Genomic DNA, 18,647 nt, shown 5'->3' with positions numbered 1-18,647 from the left:
CGCTCACTCACGACACACGCACCCTGGGGTCGAGAATCGCGTACACGATATCGGAGAGCAGACCCGACACCAGCACGACAAGACCGGCGAATGCCGTCACCGTGACGACAACGTAGAGGTCCTGGGCATTGATCGAATTGACCAGCCATTCGCCGACGCCGTGCCAGCCGAAGATCTTCTCGGTGAACGTCGCGCCGGTGATCAATCCGCCGAGGCTGTAGGCGAACAGCGTCGCCATCGGGATCAGTGCGGTCCGCAGGCCGTGTTTGTACAGCGCCTTGTTGCGGGTCAAACCCTTGGCGCGGGCGGTGCGGATGAAATCGCTCTGCAGCACGTCGAGCATGGCATTGCGCTGATAGCGGCTGTAACCGGCCATCGCGCCCAGTGCCAGACCGGCCGTCGGCAGCACCAGATGCTGGAGCCGGTCGAGCAACTGCGGGAAGAAGCCGTTGATCTTGTTCGCCGATGTTTCGCCGGTATAGAGGAAGATCTGCGAGCCGGTGAGCGTATTAACTTCCAGCGCACCGTATTTCAATAAGGTGGCGAGCAGGAACACCGGCGTGCTCAGTACCAGCAGGGACACGACCGTGGTGAAGTAATCACTGAATTTGTATTGCCGGATCGCCCCGGCCGCACCGATCAGAACCCCGAGCACCGTACCGACGATCGAACCGATGATCAGCAGCCGCAGACTCACCAGGACCCGGCGCGGCAGCTCCTCACTGACCGGCTGCCCGGCCAGCGTCTGGCCGAAGTCGCCCTGCGGAATACCCTTCAGCCAGCTGATATAGCGCTGTGGGATCGGCTCGTTGAGATGCAGCTGTTCGGCCTTGGCATCGATCACCGCCTGGGGCGGACGTGGATTGCGCTGTTCGAGACTGTCCAGCGGCGTGAACGTCAGCGACGCCAGACTGAACGTCAGGAACGAAGCCAGCAGCAACAGCACGACATAATTGAACGCGCGTCGTAGCAGGAAGCCGGTCATCAGTCCTCTGGTCATACGGCTGGTCGGGCCAGCATCGAGTATTAGTCCCTGATCATAAGGACGTGCGTGCGACCGTGTGTGACACGCGTGAGATCGGCATGTCCTCTATTCTGACGAGACCGGTGCGTCCAGGCTTTTTCGGCGCTCTCCGAGGGACTTCATGAGTTATCCGCAATATGAGCCTTATCCATCGGTTCCGGCACCCACGCCCGGTGGTGGCACCGCGATCACGGCCGGGGTGCTGGCCAGTGTCGGTAGTGCTGGCCAATTGCTAGGCGGCGGTTTCAATATCGTGCTCGGCTTGACCGACCTGGGCGGCGATCTCGCGGAGTACGACTCGACCGGCTTGTTCGCGCAGAGCTGGTTCAGGACCTACCTGCTGGTGACCGGTTCGATCGCCGTGATCTCGGCATTCCTACTCGGCGTCGGCGCGGTCATGATGTTCACCAGGCGGCCGCTCGGTCGGGTGCTCGTGGTGGCCGGATGTGCGGTGGTGATCGTCGCCGGTATCGCTGGGTACACGGTCACCCTGCACTACACCACCTCGGGCGGTAGCGCGGCCGAGATCGGCGGGGGTATCGGTGGGCTGTTCGGGCTGATCTTCCCGATCGCGACCGCGGTGCTAGCGCTCGTGCCCGCGACAACGCGCTGGCTCAATTACAGCCCGGTGGCCGCACCTGTTGCCACGTACCCGTACGTACCTGGCTCGCCGCCCGCGAGGTATTCGTCTGGACGTGGGGTGCCGTCGGCTGGATATCCGTCCGGACCGGGGGTGCCACCGTCCGCGTATCCGTCTGGGCCGGGGGTGTCGTCGGCTGGATATCCGTCTGGACCGGGGGTGTCGTCGGCTGGCTATCAACCTGAACCGGAGGTGCCACCGTCCGCGTATCCGTCCGGACCAGGGGTGCCTTCGGTTGGGTATCAATCTGGACCGGGGGTGCCACCGTCCGCGTATCCGTCCGGACCAGGGGTGCCTTCGGTTGGGTATCAACCTGGACCGGGGGTGCCACCGTCCGCGTATCCGTCCACACCTGCCATGCCACCGGCCGAGTATCCGTCCGGCCCGACGCTCTATCCACCGTCGACCAATCCGCAAGACGGTCCTTCAGCTGAAGATCCCGCTGCGCAGCTGAATCCCCAACCGGGGCATCCAGGTACCGATCAGGCCGGCCCGCAGCCGCAACGAGGAGCGAATCCGCAGGCAGCGCCGGATTCTCCAGCCCCAGATCTGTTGAAACGGCAGTCCGACCCGACGTCGCAGGCCGAGGACTCCCCGTGGCGGCGACCGCCGTCGCAGTGATAGCCGCGACCTCGCCGATATGGTCTTCCGGCAGGATGGAATAGGTGACGCGCCTGCACCTGCCCAAGCCGAAGATGGTTGCCACCGACGTGGACGGCACCCTCATCGATCACGACGAGCGGGTCACCGCGCGAACCAAGGCGGCCGTTGCCGCCCTGATCACCGATGGGGTGCCGTTCGTGCTCGCCACCGGACGGCCGCCACGCTGGATCGATCCGGTTGTCGAAGGGCTGGGTTATGCGCCGCTGTGCGTCTGCGGCAACGGTGCGGTGATCTACGACAGCGCCGCCGATCGGGTGCTCACCAGCCGGACCCTGGACGTGGACACTCTCGCCTGGATCGCCGACCTGGCCGAACGCGCACTGCCCGGCTGCGGCCTCGCGGCCGAACGTGTCGGCGCCAGCGCGCATGACGCGGTGACGCCGCAATTCGTGAGTTCGCCGGAATACGAACACGCCTGGCTTAATCCGGATGACACCGAGGTCTCCCGCGAAGAGGTCATCGATGCGCCCGCGATCAAAATGCTGGTTCGACTACGCGGCACCCTCAGCGCCGATATGCGCGCGGTCCTCGCTCCTCTGATCGGCGACCGCGCCGATATCACCTACTCGACCGACCACGGGCTGATCGAAGTCTCCGCACCCGGCGTCACCAAGGCTTCCGGCCTGGCCATCGTCGCCCAACGCCTCGGTGTCGAACATTCCGCGATCATCGCCTTCGGCGATATGCCCAACGATGTTCCGATGCTCACCATGGTCGGCCACGGCGTCGCGATGGCCAACGCGCATCCAGAGGCGCTCGCTGCCGCGGATGAGGTCACGGCGGCGAACAACGAAGACGGCGTTGCGCAGGTACTCGAGCGCTGGTGGGTCTGAACCGAAGCCGCTGTATCCCAAGGATTTCCGCAACGTGCGGTGCGCGTACCTCCCGCCGAGGGGGCACTGAATGCTCTACCAGTGCAGCCCAAGGCGCACCACCATCAGCGCGCCCTGTCACCGATCGAGCACCGCAGCGAGGAGCAGGCCCGCTACCTCGCCGAACACGGCATCGAGCGCGACGAATACGGTCTGCTGGTCTCCCACTACATGACCGGCGATCGTCTGTGTCAGCTCGCCGGTGCGGGAGCCGGTGCCGCGACTTGGCCGACCGAGTTGCGGTTGACCTGCTGCTCGTAGGTGTCGTTGTAGGTCTTCCAGACGCTGGTGACGATGCCGGTCAGTTGGTTGAGAACCAGTGACCCGTACTGGAAGTCGGTGCGCAGTCCATTCGGTACCGCGTAGCTGTTGCTAGTCGGCAGCCCCAGGACTCCGGCATCCCCGCCGAGGGCGAGGAAGCGATCCAGGATCGCGCCCAACACCTCGAATGTCTGACCATTCGGTCCGGTATAGACGTACCCGTTGACGAACTTCGCGTACTGCTGCCCCTGCGCGGCGGGCATCGGCTCCGAGGCTGCCGCGCCGAGCGGACCGTCCGGACCGCCCTTATCGGCCCAGTGCTTGGCGATCGGGTTCTGATTCACCATGCCGAGCAACTTGGCCGTGAGTGCGGCCAGCGTGGCGATATCGGACTGGGTTTGCGGGGCGGTCCGCATTTGGGGCTGCTGGGTTGTCGGCGTCTGTGTCTGCTGCTGCGGCTTGGTGGCGGTGCCGGACGGCGTCGATATGCCCGCCGCGATATCCCGAATGCGGTCCATATCGGCGTAGGCGGAGTCACCTGGGCAGCTGGTATTGCCGACGTCGCGGTGTGCGAACACCACCGGCAACCGAACCGCCTCACCCTCTGCATAGGAGGTGAATTCGGTGCCCTCGGAATACATCGTGGTGTAGCCCTTGGGATCCAGGCCCGCGATCTTGGACCGCCACCCGATGAACCGGCCGATCGCATTGATCGCCTCGTCCGACGGTTCCTCGGACTCATAGTTGCCCATCAGCGCGACGCCAGCGGTGTTCTCATTGAATCCACCCGCGTGCGCGCCCTGCACCGGACGATCCAGTCCGCCGAAGCGGCCCTCGAAGATCTGGCCGTACTTGTCGACCAGTGCGTTGTAGCCGATATCGCACCAGCCCAACGTTTTTGCGTGATAGGTGTAGATCGCGCGGACAATGCCCGCCGATTCGGCGGGGGTGTAGTCGTTGCGGCCCGCGGTGTGGTGCACGGTGAGCCCGCCGAGCTGGTCGTCGTAGGTGGGTTCCTCGCAGCGGATGGATTCGTCCGCGCCCCACTGGGATCGGGTGATGACATTGGGTCCACCGCCGGGCAGCGCCGCGGCGACGCTGTTTAGCGCGCCGTCGATCGCACCGCGACCCGGATCGATCAGCACGGCCGTCAGTGTGGCGGAGGTCTGGGCCGGATCATCCGAACGCCCGGCCGCCGGGGTGGGCAGCATCGGCACGGCGCCCTCGGCGTCACCCGCGACCGGGGGATGAGGCACAGTCGTCACGGCAGGCTTGCGGGTCACCAGGATCTGCACGGAGTTGGTATTGCCGACATAGATCGGTTCGGTGCCGGTCGTGCCGCCCGTCGCCCGATCGTTGCGACGGGTGTCGACGGCTTCGGTGTCGTACCAGGGACCCCAGCTGCCGTCGGACTGGCGGGCCCGAACCAACGCCTTGGTGTTCACCAGATCATGCGCGGTCAAGGCGACCACACTGAACGGGGTCTCGCGGCTGAGCTCCTTGACCTGCGCGCCGACCTGGGTGAGGAGTTCCGGTGGGACGGCGCCGGGCGCCAGTGCCGGTGTGTCGGGTGTGACGTCGGGCTCGAGCTGGGCGGGATCGGCGATGAAAGCGGCAGCTGTGGAAAGGCCTTGGGGCGCTTGACCAGTGGTGCCCTCAGTGGGGGAGGAGGCCTGAGCTGGGATGGCCCGGGCGGGTGACGATTGGCCCGGGATGGTCTGGCTGGGTGTCAATTGACCCGGGATGGTCTGGGCGGGTGTCGATTCACCTGGCGTGGTTTGGCTGGGAAGCGATTGGCCTGGGATTGCTTGGCCGAGTGACTGGCCAGGGAGTGACTGGCTGTGGGTGCTTGGGTCGGGAAGTGATTGGGTGTGTGCGCCCTGTGGGAGTGTTTGGTCGGGAAGTGATTGGGCGGGGGCGCCCTGTGGGAGTGTTTGGTCGGGAAGTGATTGGGTGGGCGCGCCCTGTGGGAGTGCTTGGCCGGGAATCGACTGGGCGGGGGCGCCCTGTCCTGGGACGGTTTGGCCCGGAAGTGATTGGGTGGGGCTGTTCTGGCCCGGAACCGTCTGGCCGGGCAGTGCTTGGCCCGGTAGTGGTTGGATCGGAACTGTTCGGCCAGGTAGGGAGTGCCCGGGAACGTATTGTCCGGGAACCGATGGGCTCGGTGTGTTCTGTTCGGAATCGAGCTGGGGTAGGGGAATTTCCTTCGGTAGCTCGACGCCGGGCGGCAGCGGCAAACCTTGGGGAACCGGAATTGATTCTGGAATCGGCAGCATGCGTAGATCCGAAAGATGCAGATCGGGCAGGTCGAGACCGGTGAGTTCGCGCAGCGGGAGGGTGATGTCGGGGACCGTGGTGAGGACCACCTCGGCCAATTGCGCGGGGATTGCGGTGAGCTCGCTACCGGTTGTCGGGCGGTAATCGGTCGAGTCGCTCAGCGTGAAGCTCGCGAGCGGGGCCGCTACCGCAAGTGTGGTGACAACCGGGAGTACGTAGGAACGTTTCGGTTTGCGGTACGGCACGAGCATCTCCAATCAGGTCGAACCGAGCGATCATCTGCATGAATGTCAGGGTTGCTTCCTGATGCATCAACGATCACACTAGTTTACAAATGTCACACACCTAAACCTCTGGTTGAGAATTATTGTGATTGCTCGAATGTAGCTCTCGATTTGCCGCCGTATGGAACGACATGCCGACAGGCGGAACCGACCAGGCCCTGGAAAACCGTGGGAGTGAACGGATGCGAAGCAAGCGGCACCGGAATGACACGACGCGGGGGAGTGAAAATTGCGCCTGAAAATGAGTGCGCCGCGCGGCCGAATTGGCCGACGGCGGATATCGGGAACTCCGATATCCATCCGATCGGCGCTGCTCACCGGTGGTGCGGCCGTCCTGGCGGGCACCGTATTCGCGTTCTGGGTCTGGCCGAGCGACGCCCTTTTCCGGCCCGTGGCGGGCCCGGGCCACGGGCGCGGGATGAGTCAGGTCGGCGCGTTCGACAGCGCCCTGGCGGGCTGGGCCGCCGAGCGAATTCTCGATCACTACTATCCGGGCGCGACGCTCGGCAAAATCTCGGCGACCACTGTCGGGGTGCGGCTGTTCGCCCAGGACGACTCGACACTGGACGCCTATGCCGATGCCGGATTGCGAGTCGCGGGCCAAATGCTGCCGCGGGGTCAGGTCGCCCATCTCACCGCGCTGCCCGACGGTGGCGCGAATGTGGTTGTCACGGCGGGTTGCGACGGTGCGGTGCTGTGGCAGCGGGCGACCGCCGACCCGTGGATCTATCCGCTCAATCCGCGCCCGAACCGTCCCGCCGCCGAACATCTAACGCTGTGCGACGGTTCGACATATCGCGGCTCACTCGGTGTCGCGATGGAAAACGGTAAGGCGCGCACGGTGAATCGCGTCGATGTCGAGGACTATCTACTCGGCGTCGTCCCGGCCGAGGTTCAAGCCAACTGGGTCGACAAGGGAGCAACGGAAGCCCTTCGCGCACAGGCGATCGCGGCGCGTTCGTACGCGCTGGCCGAGCACCGTTACCCATACGCGCAGACCTGCGACAGCACCGACTGCCAGGAGTATCCCGGCACCGCCAAGGAGGATCCGCGCGCGAGCGCCGTCATCGCGTCGACCGCGGGCACAGTGCTGTTGCGGGACGGCCGAATTCTGCGTTCGGAGTACTCTTCCGCACCGAACGGTGGCGAACCCGCTGATATCTACGCCTTCGATGTCGGACCGACCCCCGCCGAACTCGGCACCCCGGTGGTCGGCGCAGGCACACCCGTGGATCCGCGCAAGCAAACCCTCGTCGCCGAATCCCCGATCGATGCCGAATACCGCCGGATCGGCGGCGCGAGCAGTCCGGTCGGCCAGCCACTCGGTCCGGAAATGGCGCTACCCGAAAACAGCGGAATCTACCGGCTTTTCACCAATGGCGTCATCATCGCGACACCAACGCTCGGCGCCCGAGTCGTCGACTTCACGACACTGATGCAGCTGGTGCCGGATACCCATGCGGGCAAGCCCCCCAGCACAGTGCCGCCGGGCGACAACGAGCGCGCCTTACCGCCCGGCGCAAATGGCGCGCCCGACAGTGCAGTGCCCGGTGGTGCGAATGGCGCGGCCGAAGGTGTGCTGCCTGGCAGTGCGGTACCGCCTGGCGCGAGTGGCGCAACCGAGAGTGCCGTGCCCGGTGGTGCAAATGGCTCGACTGAAAGTGTGCAGCCCGGAAGGACGGTGCCACCCGGTGGCGCCGCTAGCGTGCTGCCCGATAGCGGAATATCCCCCGACAGTGCGTTGTCGGGCGGTGCGAATGGTGCCCCCGAGAGTGTGGTGCCTGGTGGGCCGAATGACGCGTCCGAGAGCGCCATGCCCGGCGTTGCACATGGCGCGACGGAGCGTATGCAGCCAGGAGGGACGATAACGCCCGGTGGCGCACCGGCAAGCATGCTGCCCGATGGTCGAATATCTCACGACAGCGCGTTGTCGGGCGGTGCGAATGACGCGCCCGAAAGTGTCGGGCCTGGCGGCAACGCCTTGTCCGACAGTGCGGTATCCGATGGCAATCCCCTGCCCCGGAGCGCAACTTCGGCCGGAGATGCGCTCGGACCCAGAACCGCCGTCTCGCCGGGAATTCCCGCAGCGGCTGGCAGCGCCATAGCACCGGAGGTCTCGGTCCTGTCCGTGACCACCGTCGCCCCGACCACCGCCTCAACGCCGACGCCACCACGCCCACGCGCTCCCGCAATCGCCCCGGCGGCGCCGACAAGCGAGGAATCGGAGCTGAGCGAAGAGCTCTAATCGCATTCCGCACCCTCGCGGACCGCTGCCCCGATCCATGGGCGGCTCTGCCTTCCGCCTCTGTGTCGCAGTCGGTGTCGTGTTGACGATTTGGTTGGGCGGACCTGAATGCGGAACCTTTCGCGCCCGCTCGCGCCGTTGCCCCAGCTTGGTTGGCTGCTTTGGCTCGAGCGTCGCTGTTAGTGTTGGGGCTGTCGGGGCTGAATGCGGAGCCCTGAGGGCTCCGCGCTCGCGCCGTTGCCCTAGATCATCGGTGGTTGCTGTTTCCGCCTCTGCGTCGCAGTCGGTGTCGTGTTGACGATTTGGTTGGGCGGACCTGAATGCGGAGCCTTTCGCGCACGCTCGCGCCGTTGCCCCCGGTGGTGAGTGGCTGCGGGTTCCGCCTGAGCGTCGCAGTCGGTGTCGTGTTCACGATGGGGTTCGGCCTGAATGCGAGCTCTGAGGCTCCACGCTCGCGCCGTTGCCCCAAGTCGTGGGCGGCTGCGGTTCAGGCACGGTCGCCGATGTCGCTATCGAGGCGAATCCGGTTGCGCGACAGAGTCATAAGCGCGGTCGAATATGTCGAATCAGGATGACGCGGTATCGCCCAGTGATTCGGCGAGCGTGCGTAGTAGGTCCGCCAGGTGGCCGCGGTCCCGCTTATCGAGTGCGGCGAGGAGGTGCTGCTCGTTCTCCATGTGCAAGGGCAGCAATTCATCGATCAGGGTGCGGCCCGCATCGGTGAGTTGGACGCGGATTGCTCTGCGGTCTTCCGGGCAAGGTGCGCGCTCGACGAGGCCCTTGGCTGTGAGGCGGTCGATGCGGTTGGTGATGGCGCCGGAGGTGAGCATCGCGACCTGGTTCAGGGCACCTGCGGTGAGGCCGTTGGTGCCGCCGGAGCGGCGCAGGGTGGCGAGCATGTCGAATTCCCAGAACTCCAGGCCGTGTCCAGCGAAGAACTTCTTCAGCTCCTGCTCTAGCAGGCGGGACAGGCGCTGGATGCGTCCGATCACCGCCATCGGTGACACGTCGACGTCGGGTCGTTCCCGGTGCCAGTGCTCGGTGAACAGATCGATCGCATCGGCCACGGCCATTCCTCTCGATAGTGATTATCTCAATATTCATCTACTTGACAGCGAAGTATGCCAGCGCGTAGATATTTCAACGTTGAGATTATCAATGAGGAGCGACCAACATGACAACAACCACCGCCGCGCGTGACTCATCCGCCGGCACCCTGGCGCTCGCCGCACTCGCCCCCATTGCTTGGGGCTCCACATACGCCGTGACCACCGAATTCCTCCCGCCGGACCGTCCGCTGTTCACCGCGCTGATGCGCGCACTGCCCGCCGGACTCGCGCTGCTCGCCATCACCCGCGTACTGCCGCGCGGGGTCTGGGTCGGGCGCGCCGCCGCGCTCGGCGTCCTCAATATCGGCGCGTTCTTCCCGCTGTTGTTCCTGGCCGCCTACCGACTGCCCGGCGGCGTCGCCGGCGTGCTCGGTGCGGTTGCGCCGATGTTCGCATTGGCCTTCGCCACCGTCGTACTCGCCGAAAAGCCCAACGGGCGCAAAGTGATCGCGGGTCTGATCGGTGTCTTCGGGGTCGCGCTCGTTGTGCTCCGCGCCAATGCGCAACTCGATACGGTCGGTGTCATCGCCGGACTCGCCGGTGCGGCGTCCATGGCGATGGGCACGGTGCTCACCCAGCGCTGGGGTCGACCCAATGGCGTCGGACCGCTCGCGATCACCGGCTGGCAGCTCACCGCGGGCGGCCTGTTCATCGCACCGCTCGCCTTCCTGATCGAGGGTGCGCCGCCCGCACTCGACGGCCGGGCCGTCGGTGGCTACCTGTACCTCGGCATCATCGGCACCGCGCTGGCGTACTTCCTCTGGTTCCGCGGCATCGCCAAGGTGCCGGCGACCTCGGTCGCCTTCCTCGGACTACTCAGCCCGGTATCGGCGGCCGTGATCGGGTGGATCGCGCTCGGGCAGGCGCTGAGCGCGCTGCAGGTCCTCGGACTCGGCATCGCGCTCGGCGGCACGTTGCTGGGCCAGATGGTTGCCAAGCCGCGGATCGCCCCCGCCGTGGTCATGCCTCGCGTGCCTGTAGGAGCACGTTAAAGGGTTGACATTGACGCTACGTCAACTTGCAAGCTGGTTGTACCGACGAGAAAGAAGGGAGAACAGGTCATGCGAACGGGCACCGAGTGGTCCATCCAGGATCTGGCCAAGGCGGCCGGTACCACCAGCCGAACGCTGCGCCACTACGGGCAGCTCGGGCTGCTGCCGCCGAGTCGGATCGGAGCCAACGGTTACCGCTACTACGACCAGGACTCCCTGGTGCGGCTGCAACGCATCCTGCTGCTGCGCGAACTCGGCCTCGGCCTTCCGGTCATCGCCGAAGTTCTCGCGGGCGAACAGGACACCGCAGCCGCCCTGCGCGCGCACCTGGAACTGCTTCGGCAGGAACAGGATCGGATCCGGCGCCGGATCGAGTCGGTGACCACCACGCTGCACAAGACGGAACGAGGTGAACAACTCATGGCAGCAGAGGTTTTCGACGGTTTCGACCACACTCGGTACAAGGATGAGGTGATCGAACGCTGGGGTAAGGACGCCTACGAAAACGGCGACCGTTGGTGGCGCTCGCTCAGCGCGGCGGATAAGCAGGCGTACTTGCAGACCCACCTGGATATCGCCGCCGACTACGGCCGAGCGCACGCCACTGGACTCGCACCCGACAGCGACGAGGTCCAGGCCATCGTCGCGCGGCACTACGACTGGATCGGGATCGGTTCCCAGCGTCGCCCGTCCTACGAGTACTTCACCGGACTCGGCGAAATGTACGTCGCCGACCCGCGTTTCGCGGCCAACTACGACGTACACGGTGACGGCACAACCGAATTCGTGCGTGACGCGATGAAGGCGTACGCCGAGGCCAACCTGCGATAGTTCGAGGGTTCTCGTAGCCCGCGCACCGGATAGCGGAGTGCCCGCACGCGATAGTTCGTGCGGGCACGCGGTGATCTTGTCCGCCTTCGCGCGGGCGCTTCTGGCGCGCACCTCGCCGCCGACCGATCGGCGGATCGCGGCCGAATCGACAACACCGCGTCCGGCGCGACGGCCGTAGGATCGGATCGTCCACAAACTAGAGGAGCGTCGACGATGCTTTACCGGAGTGGGAATCGGCCGCCGAGCGGGGTGGTCGCACAGATCGGCGCGACGCTCGCGGTGCTGTATGGGTTGGGGACCCTGATCGGGGGCATATCGCTCGTCGTCGACTTCATCCACGATCGAAGCCGGTTCGACAATTCGCTCGTCATCTTCACCTCGCTCGGGGCAACGCTGATGGTCGCTGTCATGATCTTCGGCGGTGTCCAGCTCTGGCGTCAGGACGAGACCGGGCGCTACACCCTGATCGTCGCATCCGGTGTGTCGCTCGCGATCGGCATTGTCGGACTTGGCGTTTCGCTCACCGATTACGAATTCGGCCTCGGCATCTTCTGGTGGTCCACCGCCGACCACCCGCTCTGGGTGGTGCCCTTCTTCGGCCTGGTCGGCCAGCTGACCGCCCTGATCCAGGAAAATCTGCTCCGCACCGCCATAGATCTCGCCCAACCGCTCCTGATCCTCCTTTTGGCAGCCAACCGGTCCACCGCCCGCTGGACTGCCGTCCGCCCGGTCCGGCGGGCCTCGACGTACTGACCGCCACGGCCTTCATAAGGACGTCCGCGGATACCGGTTGGCGACATCGCAGGTTGCTACATGCACCGAGCGGATTGCGCGAATCAGCGCGCGGTTTGAGCAGGTGTCCAAGCGCCATGAGCGCCCTCGGATGCGCGCCGGTGCTAACCCTTCAGCGCCTGCATGAGTTGATCTTCGGTGATCGGGGGCACGGGGAGGGGGTGGGCGGCCGTGGCTCGGAGGCCGTCCAGGACCAAGGCAAGGTGGCGGCGCCACGCGTCGGGCGCGATTTTGGCAGTTGCCTCGATTATCCGGGTGTGCGACCAAGTGATGAAGGCGATGTCTTCCAACACCCAGTCGGGGCGAAGGGCGCCGGATTCCTGTGCGCGGGTGATGATTTGACGCATCAGGCCGTGGCCGTATTCCTGGGCGCGCGCGATCGCGGGACTGGGGGCGCCGCGTAGGGCGAGGTCGCTGAGCAGGCGGTCGGCGGCCTGGAGTTCGCACACCTTCTCGACCAGGTAGACGAAAGCGTCCCATGGGTCCTGGATTTCGATCGCCTCCCGGGCAATGCGCCCGCCCGCCTCGATGCGGTCCTCGACGGCGGCGGCGATGAGGTCGTCGCGGGTCGGGAAGCGGTTGTAGAGCGTGCCGATCGCCACGCCGGCGCGCGCGGCGATCTCCTTGAGCGGTGCGTCCAGACCGCGTTCCTCGAAGACTTCGCGGGCGGCGTTGACGAGCGCGTCGCGATTGCGTTGGGCGTCGCTGCGTAACGGCTTGTCCACGGGCACTCGCCGATCCTACAAATCCGGTGCCGAGTTTATCTTGAGCATGAGTTCAACTTAATGCTAGCGTCGACATTAACTTGAACTACTGCTCAACTTAGCGAGGAAGTATGACCAAGACGATCGCGATATTCGGCTTCGGACCAGGGCTCGGCATGGGGACCGGACGGCGATTCGGTCGAGAAGGGTTCCGTGTAGCAGTCATCGGACGGAATCCGGATAAGGCCCGCGGACATGTCGCGGAACTGGCTGCCGAAGGCATCGAGGCCGCGGCCTTCCCGGCAGATCTCACCGAGGAAAAGCAGCTGTACAGCGTGGTCGATGACATCACCGACAAATTCGGGCAGATCGACGTCGCGATGCACGGCGCAGCAGGCGATGCGGTCGATCGCATTCCGACGACCCTCGACGTCGATGCCGCCAATCTGCGAATCCCGCTGGAATTGAAGGTTTACTCGCCGATCTGGATGACCCGCGCGCTCGCGCCCGCGATGATCGAGCGCGGCGAAGGGGCACTGCTGTTCTCGTCCGGATACTCCGACAGGTATCCGGCCCCATACCTGTCCAATTTCGGCGTCGCACTCGGCGCGCAGCGCGGCTACATTCGTCAACTCGCGGTCGAACTGCAAGACACCGGCGTCTATGTCGGTCTGCTCAATATCGGCGCGCTGATCGGTAACAGCGAGGCCGAGCGCTTGGTCGACGAGCAGCCGGAACTGTTCCCGGCCGGACTCGAGATCGTTCGCATGACCAATGACGAACTGGGCGATCACTATTGGCGCATGTACACCGACCGCGACGCCGTCGAGTCGGATATCGGCTTTCCCGAGTAGTTCTTCGGGGTGGCCGCCGGATCGCCCTGCGGTACGACTCACTATTCGAGGCTGAAATAGGGGCGCTGATCACGTGTAGGGATCACCCCGAACCTGATCGTGTGAACCGGGCACGGGTTCCGCAGCCGGGCATCCTTGCCTCGGGTGCCGGGCCGCAGCGCCGAGTGCCCGGTACCCGTAGTGCATCGGGGGGCGATGCCGGTGGAGGATGTTGGACAACCGATCAGGTCAAGGGGCGACTGATAGCCAGTGTGTTGCTGAGGTGAGTACGGTTCGGCGAACTCCAGGAGAAATTTCGGTGGCATTCGATGCGGAGTGCGCGCAGGGCGCGACTCCACCCGGCTCGCGCGCGGACTTCCGATACGCTGGGCACCCGTGACCGTCGCATCGTCCCCGGGTAACTCCGCAAACTCCGCCTCACAGTTCGATTTGATCGTCGTCGGCTCCGGATTCTTCGGGCTGACCGTCGCCGAGCGCGCCGCCAATCTACTCGGCAAACAGGTGTTGGTGATCGATCGTCGCTACCACCTCGGCGGCAACGCCTATTCGGAGCCGGAGCCGCAGACCGGGATCGAGGTGCACAAGTACGGGGCGCACCTGTTCCACACCTCGAACAAGCGGGTGTGGGACTACGTGACCCAGTTCACCGAGTTCACCGGCTACCAGCACCGGGTCTTCGCGATGCACAAGGGCCAGGCCTATCAGTTCCCGATGGGCCTGGGTCTGATCTCCCAGTTCTTCGGCCGCTACTTCACCCCCGAAGAGGCGCGCAAGCTGATTGCCGAACAAGCCTCGGAGGTCGAGACCAAGGACGCGCAGAACCTCGAGGAGAAGGCGATCTCGCTGATCGGCCGTCCGCTCTACGAGGCGTTCGTCCGCGATTACACCGCCAAACAGTGGCAGACCGATCCGAAGGAACTGCCCGCGGGCAATATCACCCGTCTGCCGGTGCGCTACACCTTCGACAACCGCTACTTCAACGACACCTATGAGGGTCTGCCCAAAGAGGGCTACACGAAGTGGCTGGAGAATATGGCCGCCTCGGAACTCATCGAGGTCCGGCTGAACACCGACTGGTTCGACGTGCGCGAGCAGATCCGCGCCGAGAACCCGGACGCCCCGGTCGTCTACACCGGGCCGGTGGACCGCTACTTCGACTACAGCGAGGGCGAACTCGGCTGGCGCACCATCGATTTCGAGACCGAAGTGCTCGAAACCGGTGACTTCCAGGGCACCTCGGTAATGAACTACAACGATTCGGATGTGCCATACACCCGCATCATCGAACCGCGGCACTTCCACCCGGAGCGCGAGAGCTACCCGAACGACAAGACCGTGATCATGCGCGAATACTCCCGCTTCGCCCAGACCGGTGACGAGCCGTACTATCCGATCAATACACCAGAGGACCGCGCCAAGCTCACCGCGTACCGCGCGCTGGCGAAGCGGGAAACCGCGACGGCGAAGGTGCTTTTCGGTGGTCGCCTCGGCACCTACCAGTACCTGGATATGCATATGGCGATCGGCAGCGCGCTCAGCATGTTCGACAATGTCCTCCGGCCGCATCTGGAGTCGGGCGAGCCTCTTTCGGATGAAAGCAACGAATGACCTCCCAATCGATGTTGGAAGACATGACCACCGAAACCCGCGCGAAGTCGCTGCTGCAGCGCATCATCCTGCCTCGGCCGGGTGAACCGCTGGATGTGCGCACCCTCTACCTGGAGGAGTCGCCGACCAACGCCCGGCGTGCGCACGCCACCACCCGCACCTCGCTGTCGGTGGGCGCGGAGTCCGAGGTGTCGTTCTGCACCTACTTCAATGCGCTGCCCGCCAGCTACTGGCGTCGCTGGAGCATTCTGAAGTCGGTGGTGCTGCGGCTCGAACTCGCCGGGCACGGTCGCGTGGACGTCTACCGTTCGAAGGCGGACGGCTCGCGAATCCACGTTAAGGGCAAGGAATTCGCGGTCGCGCCCGGTACGGAATCGGTGCATGTCGAATTCGAAACCGATCTCGGCCCGTTCGAGGACGGCGGCTGGATCTGGTTCGACATCACCACCGACACCGCCGTCACGCTGCTCGCGGGTGGTTGGTATGCGCCGATCGAGGCGCCCGGCGATGGCACCATCGCGGTCGGCATGCCGACCTTCAACCGGCCGATCGATCTGGTGAAAACCCTTGGCGCGCTGGGTTCGGACCCGCTGGTGCTGGAGAAGATCGCCGCGGTCATCGTCGCCGATCAGGGCAACCGCAAGGTGGTCGACGAGCCCGGTTTCGCCGAGGCCGCCGCGGTGCTCGGCGATCGGCTCGCCATTCGCGATCAGCCCAATCTGGGCGGTTCGGGCGGCTACAGCCGGGTCATGTACGAGGCGCTGAAGACCACCGACGCCCAGTACATCGTCTACATGGACGACGATATCGAGATCGAACCCGATTCGATCCTGCGCGCGCTGGCCTTCGCCCGCTTCGCCGAATCGCCCATGCTCGTCGGCGGCCAGATGCTCAACCTGCAGGAGCGCTCACACCTGCACAGCATGGGTGAGGTCGTCGACCGCGGCATCTTCATGTGGACTTCCGCGCCGAATGTCGAATACGACCACGACTTCTCGAAGTATCCGCTCAAGGACCGCGACAACTCCAAGCTGCTGCACCGGCGCATCGACGTCGACTTCAACGGCTGGTGGACCTGCGTGATCCCGCGTCAGGTCGCCGAGGAGATCGGTCAGCCGCTGCCGCTGTTCCTGAAGTGGGACGATGTCGAATACGGTCTGCGTGCCCGCGATCACGGCTACTCCACCGTTACCCTGCCCGGCGCCGCCGTCTGGCATATGGCCTGGAGCGATAAGGACGACGCGATCGACTGGCAGGCGTATTTCCACCTGCGCAACCGACTTGTTGTCGCGTCGCTGCACATGCCGGGCAACGGTCGCGGCATGGTCGTCAACACCGTCAAGGCGACCCTCAAACACCTGCTCTGCCTGGAATATTCGACGGTCGCCATCCAGAACCTGGCGATCAAGGACTTCCTCGCCGGGCCGGAGCGCCTGTTCCAGTTGCTGCCGAGCGCGCTCGGAGCGGTGCACGAAATGCGCAAGCAGTATCCGGATGCGGTCATCCTGCCTTCGTCCACCGAACTGCCGCTGGCCAGCCACATCGGCGTCGGCGCGGTCGGTGAACCGGCGAATCCGATCGCCAAAGTGGTCCGCCTTGCCAAGGGGGTCGTGCATAACTTCCGCCCGGCACATGCCGAACACCATGAGCGTCCGCAGCTGAATGTGCCGACGCTGGATGCCCGTTGGTTCCTGCTCTCTCAGGTCGACGGCGTCACCGTGACCACTGCGGACGGCCGCGGCGTGGTCTACCGTAAGCGCGATCCGCGCCAGGCCCTGGGCCTGTTCAAGGAGGCCATGCGGCTGCGCAAGGAGTTGGCGGCCCGCTTCCCGGAGATGCAGCAGCGCTATCGCGCCGCCCACCCGACGCTGACCAGCACGGCGGCCTGGGAGAACGTCTTCGGCATCGATACGAAGGATGAGCAGTAGTGAGTCTGGAAGCCACCGCCGCGGATGACAACACCGCGGTACGCCCGAGTGCGAACGGTCACGGCGGCCCGGTATCCGCGGTGCAGTCGGCGCCACAGCCGCCCGAGGTCAAGATCATCAATGCGGTGCAGGCTGCCATCGGCACAAAGCCGGAAGTGATCAAGGCAGCGCGTGGCATGTCGCATTTCGGTGAGCACGCACTCGGCTGGATCGGCATCGCGGCGGTGGGCTGGCTCGTCGACAAACCACGGCGTCGGCAGTGGGCCGGGGTCGCGGTCGGCGCGGTCGGTGCGCACGCGGCGTCGATCGTCATCAAGCGCATCGTCCGGCGCCCGCGCCCGAATGATCCATCGGTGCAGGTCAACGTCTCGACGCCGAGCAAGCTGAGCTTCCCGTCCTCGCACGCGACCTCGACCACGGCGGCTGCGGTGTTGCTCGGCAGACTGACCGGGCTACCCTTGCCTGCGGTGCTCGTCCCACCGATGTTGCTCTCCCGGGTTGTGCTCGGGGTGCACTATCCCTCCGACGTGCTCGCCGGTTCCGCGCTCGGCGCCGCGTCCGCCGCTGTTGTGCTTGCCGCCGAAAAGAGACTCGATAGTGACCGCACAAGAAAAGACCTTGGTTGACATGAGTGAAGAGCCGACCAGCACGGACCTAGCCGAAGCAGTAGTCAAGGGCCCACCCAAGACGCTGGCCGGCGGGCTGTTCAAGGCGGTCCGCCCGCGTCAGTGGGTCAAGAACGTGCTGGTGCTCGCCGCGCCGCTGGCCGCTGGTCCCGATACGGCCACCGACGTGACCGTGCTCGGACACGTTGGGCTCGCTTTCGTGGTCTTCTGCATGGCGGCCTCGGGCATCTACCTGGTCAACGACGCACTCGACGTCGAGGCCGACCGCGCGCACCCGACCAAGCGGTATCGCCCGATCGCCGCGGGCATCGTCCCGGTCAACCTGGCCTACCTGCTCTCGATGGTGCTGCTGCTCGGCTCGATCGCCGGATCGTTCCTGGCCTCCTGGCATCTGGCCGTGGTGATGACCGTCTACATCGGCATCCAGCTGGCCTACTGCTTCGGTCTCAAGCACCAGGCAGTGCTGGACATCTGCATCGTGTCCTCGGGCTTCCTGCTGCGCGCGGTTGCCGGTGGTGCGGCCGCGAATATCGAGCTGTCGCAATGGTTCCTGCTGATCATGGCATTCGGCTCGCTGTTCATGGCCGCGGGCAAGCGCTACGCGGAACTGCAGATCGCGCTGAGTACCGGCGCCAAGATCCGCAAGTCGCTCGAGTACTACACACCGACGTATCTGCGCTTCATCTGGACTCTCGCCGCGACCGCGGTAGTGGTGTTCTACGGCCTGTGGGCGTTCCAACAGGACAATCTGAAGCACACCAACTGGTTCGCAATCTCGATGATTCCGTTTACCATCGCAATCCTGCGTTACGCGGTCGACGTCGATGGCGGCGAGGCCGGTGAACCCGAAGAGATCGCGCTGGGGGATCGCATCCTCCAGTTCCTCGCAATCGCCTGGATCGGAGCGGTAGGTGTCGCTGTCTATCTCACCTGACGA

General features: G+C 65.1%; 16 protein-coding genes. 12 read left to right on the top strand and 4 right to left on the bottom strand.

The window, feature by feature from the left end; genetic code table 11:
* Nucleotides 1–7 precede the first annotated feature (7 nt).
* The gene (locus tag ACIBG0_RS28555) at nt 8–985 is read right to left on the bottom strand and encodes an ABC transporter permease (RefSeq protein WP_364349416.1); all 978 of its coding nucleotides are present in this window, start codon (nt 983–985) and stop codon (nt 8–10) included.
* A 160-nt stretch (nt 986–1,145) separates the two neighbouring features.
* Between ACIBG0_RS28555 and ACIBG0_RS28550 the strand changes: the two genes are divergently transcribed.
* The 3 genes from ACIBG0_RS28550 to ACIBG0_RS28540 all read left to right on the top strand — a co-directional run bounded on the left by ACIBG0_RS28550 (nt 1,146) and on the right by ACIBG0_RS28540 (nt 3,460).
* Nucleotides 1,146–2,285, top strand: coding sequence for a hypothetical protein (locus ACIBG0_RS28550; protein ID WP_397036443.1), 1,140 nt, complete (start codon nt 1,146–1,148; stop codon nt 2,283–2,285).
* Between the two features lie 74 nt (nt 2,286–2,359).
* Entirely contained in the window at nt 2,360–3,160 is an 801-nt protein-coding gene (locus ACIBG0_RS28545; protein WP_397036630.1) for an HAD family hydrolase, read from the top strand.
* A gap of 39 nt (nt 3,161–3,199) precedes the next feature.
* Complete coding sequence (locus ACIBG0_RS28540) at nt 3,200–3,460, top strand: hypothetical protein (protein WP_397036442.1); 261 nt, start codon at nt 3,200–3,202, stop codon at nt 3,458–3,460.
* Here the strand turns inward: ACIBG0_RS28540 and ACIBG0_RS28535 are convergent.
* Nucleotides 3,391–5,988 (bottom strand): N-acetylmuramoyl-L-alanine amidase, encoded by a 2,598-nt coding sequence (locus tag ACIBG0_RS28535; RefSeq protein WP_397036440.1) that lies wholly within the window; start codon nt 5,986–5,988, stop codon nt 3,391–3,393. The two genes, ACIBG0_RS28540 and ACIBG0_RS28535, sit on opposite strands and share 70 nt — an antisense overlap.
* Nucleotides 5,989–6,262: 274 nt before the next feature.
* On the opposite strand from ACIBG0_RS28535, the gene ACIBG0_RS28530 reads away from it, so the two are divergent.
* Nucleotides 6,263–8,266, top strand: a complete 2,004-nt coding sequence (locus tag ACIBG0_RS28530) for a SpoIID/LytB domain-containing protein (RefSeq protein WP_397036439.1) — start codon at nt 6,263–6,265, stop codon at nt 8,264–8,266.
* Between the two features lie 566 nt (nt 8,267–8,832).
* Here the strand turns inward: ACIBG0_RS28530 and ACIBG0_RS28525 are convergent.
* Nucleotides 8,833–9,339, bottom strand: coding sequence for a MarR family winged helix-turn-helix transcriptional regulator (locus ACIBG0_RS28525; protein WP_397036438.1), 507 nt, complete (start codon nt 9,337–9,339; stop codon nt 8,833–8,835).
* A 101-nt stretch (nt 9,340–9,440) separates the two neighbouring features.
* Between ACIBG0_RS28525 and ACIBG0_RS28520 the strand changes: the two genes are divergently transcribed.
* The 3 genes from ACIBG0_RS28520 to ACIBG0_RS28510 all read left to right on the top strand — a co-directional run bounded on the left by ACIBG0_RS28520 (nt 9,441) and on the right by ACIBG0_RS28510 (nt 11,951).
* A complete protein-coding gene (locus ACIBG0_RS28520) occupies nt 9,441–10,367 on the top strand; it encodes an EamA family transporter (protein WP_397036436.1) in 927 nt (308 codons plus the stop codon).
* Nucleotides 10,368–10,436: 69 nt separating this feature from the next.
* On the top strand, nt 10,437–11,198 hold the full coding sequence (locus ACIBG0_RS28515; RefSeq protein ID WP_397036434.1) for a MerR family transcriptional regulator: 762 nt from the start codon (nt 10,437–10,439) through the stop codon (nt 11,196–11,198).
* A 213-nt stretch (nt 11,199–11,411) separates the two neighbouring features.
* On the top strand, nt 11,412–11,951 hold the full coding sequence (locus ACIBG0_RS28510; RefSeq protein WP_397036433.1) for a hypothetical protein: 540 nt from the start codon (nt 11,412–11,414) through the stop codon (nt 11,949–11,951).
* Nucleotides 11,952–12,094: 143 nt separating this feature from the next.
* Here the strand turns inward: ACIBG0_RS28510 and ACIBG0_RS28505 are convergent, their stop codons facing one another.
* Nucleotides 12,095–12,721 carry a TetR/AcrR family transcriptional regulator gene (locus tag ACIBG0_RS28505; protein WP_397036432.1) on the bottom strand — a complete coding sequence of 209 codons (627 nt, stop codon included), beginning with the start codon at nt 12,719–12,721 and terminating at the stop codon, nt 12,095–12,097.
* Between the two features lie 104 nt (nt 12,722–12,825).
* Here ACIBG0_RS28505 and ACIBG0_RS28500 point away from each other — a divergent pair, with 104 nt between their 5' ends.
* The 5 genes from ACIBG0_RS28500 (at nt 12,826) to ACIBG0_RS28480 (ending at nt 18,644) form a co-directional block, all read left to right on the top strand.
* Nucleotides 12,826–13,548: an SDR family NAD(P)-dependent oxidoreductase gene (locus tag ACIBG0_RS28500; RefSeq protein WP_397036430.1), complete on the top strand. Its 723-nt coding sequence runs from the start codon at nt 12,826–12,828 to the stop codon at nt 13,546–13,548.
* A gap of 375 nt (nt 13,549–13,923) precedes the next feature.
* Nucleotides 13,924–15,156 (top strand): UDP-galactopyranose mutase, encoded by a 1,233-nt coding sequence (gene glf / locus ACIBG0_RS28495; protein ID WP_397036428.1) that lies wholly within the window; start codon nt 13,924–13,926, stop codon nt 15,154–15,156.
* Complete coding sequence (locus tag ACIBG0_RS28490) at nt 15,153–17,084, top strand: glycosyltransferase (RefSeq protein ID WP_397036426.1); 1,932 nt, start codon at nt 15,153–15,155, stop codon at nt 17,082–17,084. The genes glf and ACIBG0_RS28490 overlap by 4 nt, the downstream gene beginning before the upstream one ends.
* Before the next feature lie 80 nt (nt 17,085–17,164).
* Complete coding sequence (locus ACIBG0_RS28485) at nt 17,165–17,710, top strand: phosphatase PAP2 family protein (protein WP_397036628.1); 546 nt, start codon at nt 17,165–17,167, stop codon at nt 17,708–17,710.
* Nucleotide 17,711: 1 nt separating this feature from the next.
* Nucleotides 17,712–18,644, top strand: coding sequence for a decaprenyl-phosphate phosphoribosyltransferase (locus ACIBG0_RS28480; protein ID WP_397036424.1), 933 nt, complete (start codon nt 17,712–17,714; stop codon nt 18,642–18,644).
* Nucleotides 18,645–18,647 lie beyond the last annotated feature (3 nt).

This window comes from Nocardia sp. NPDC050630, assembly GCF_044457245.1.
Classification (GTDB): domain Bacteria; phylum Actinomycetota; class Actinomycetes; order Mycobacteriales; family Mycobacteriaceae; genus Nocardia.
Note: the sequence above shows the minus strand (reverse complement) of the source record. Positions and strands in the feature narration are given on the sequence as shown.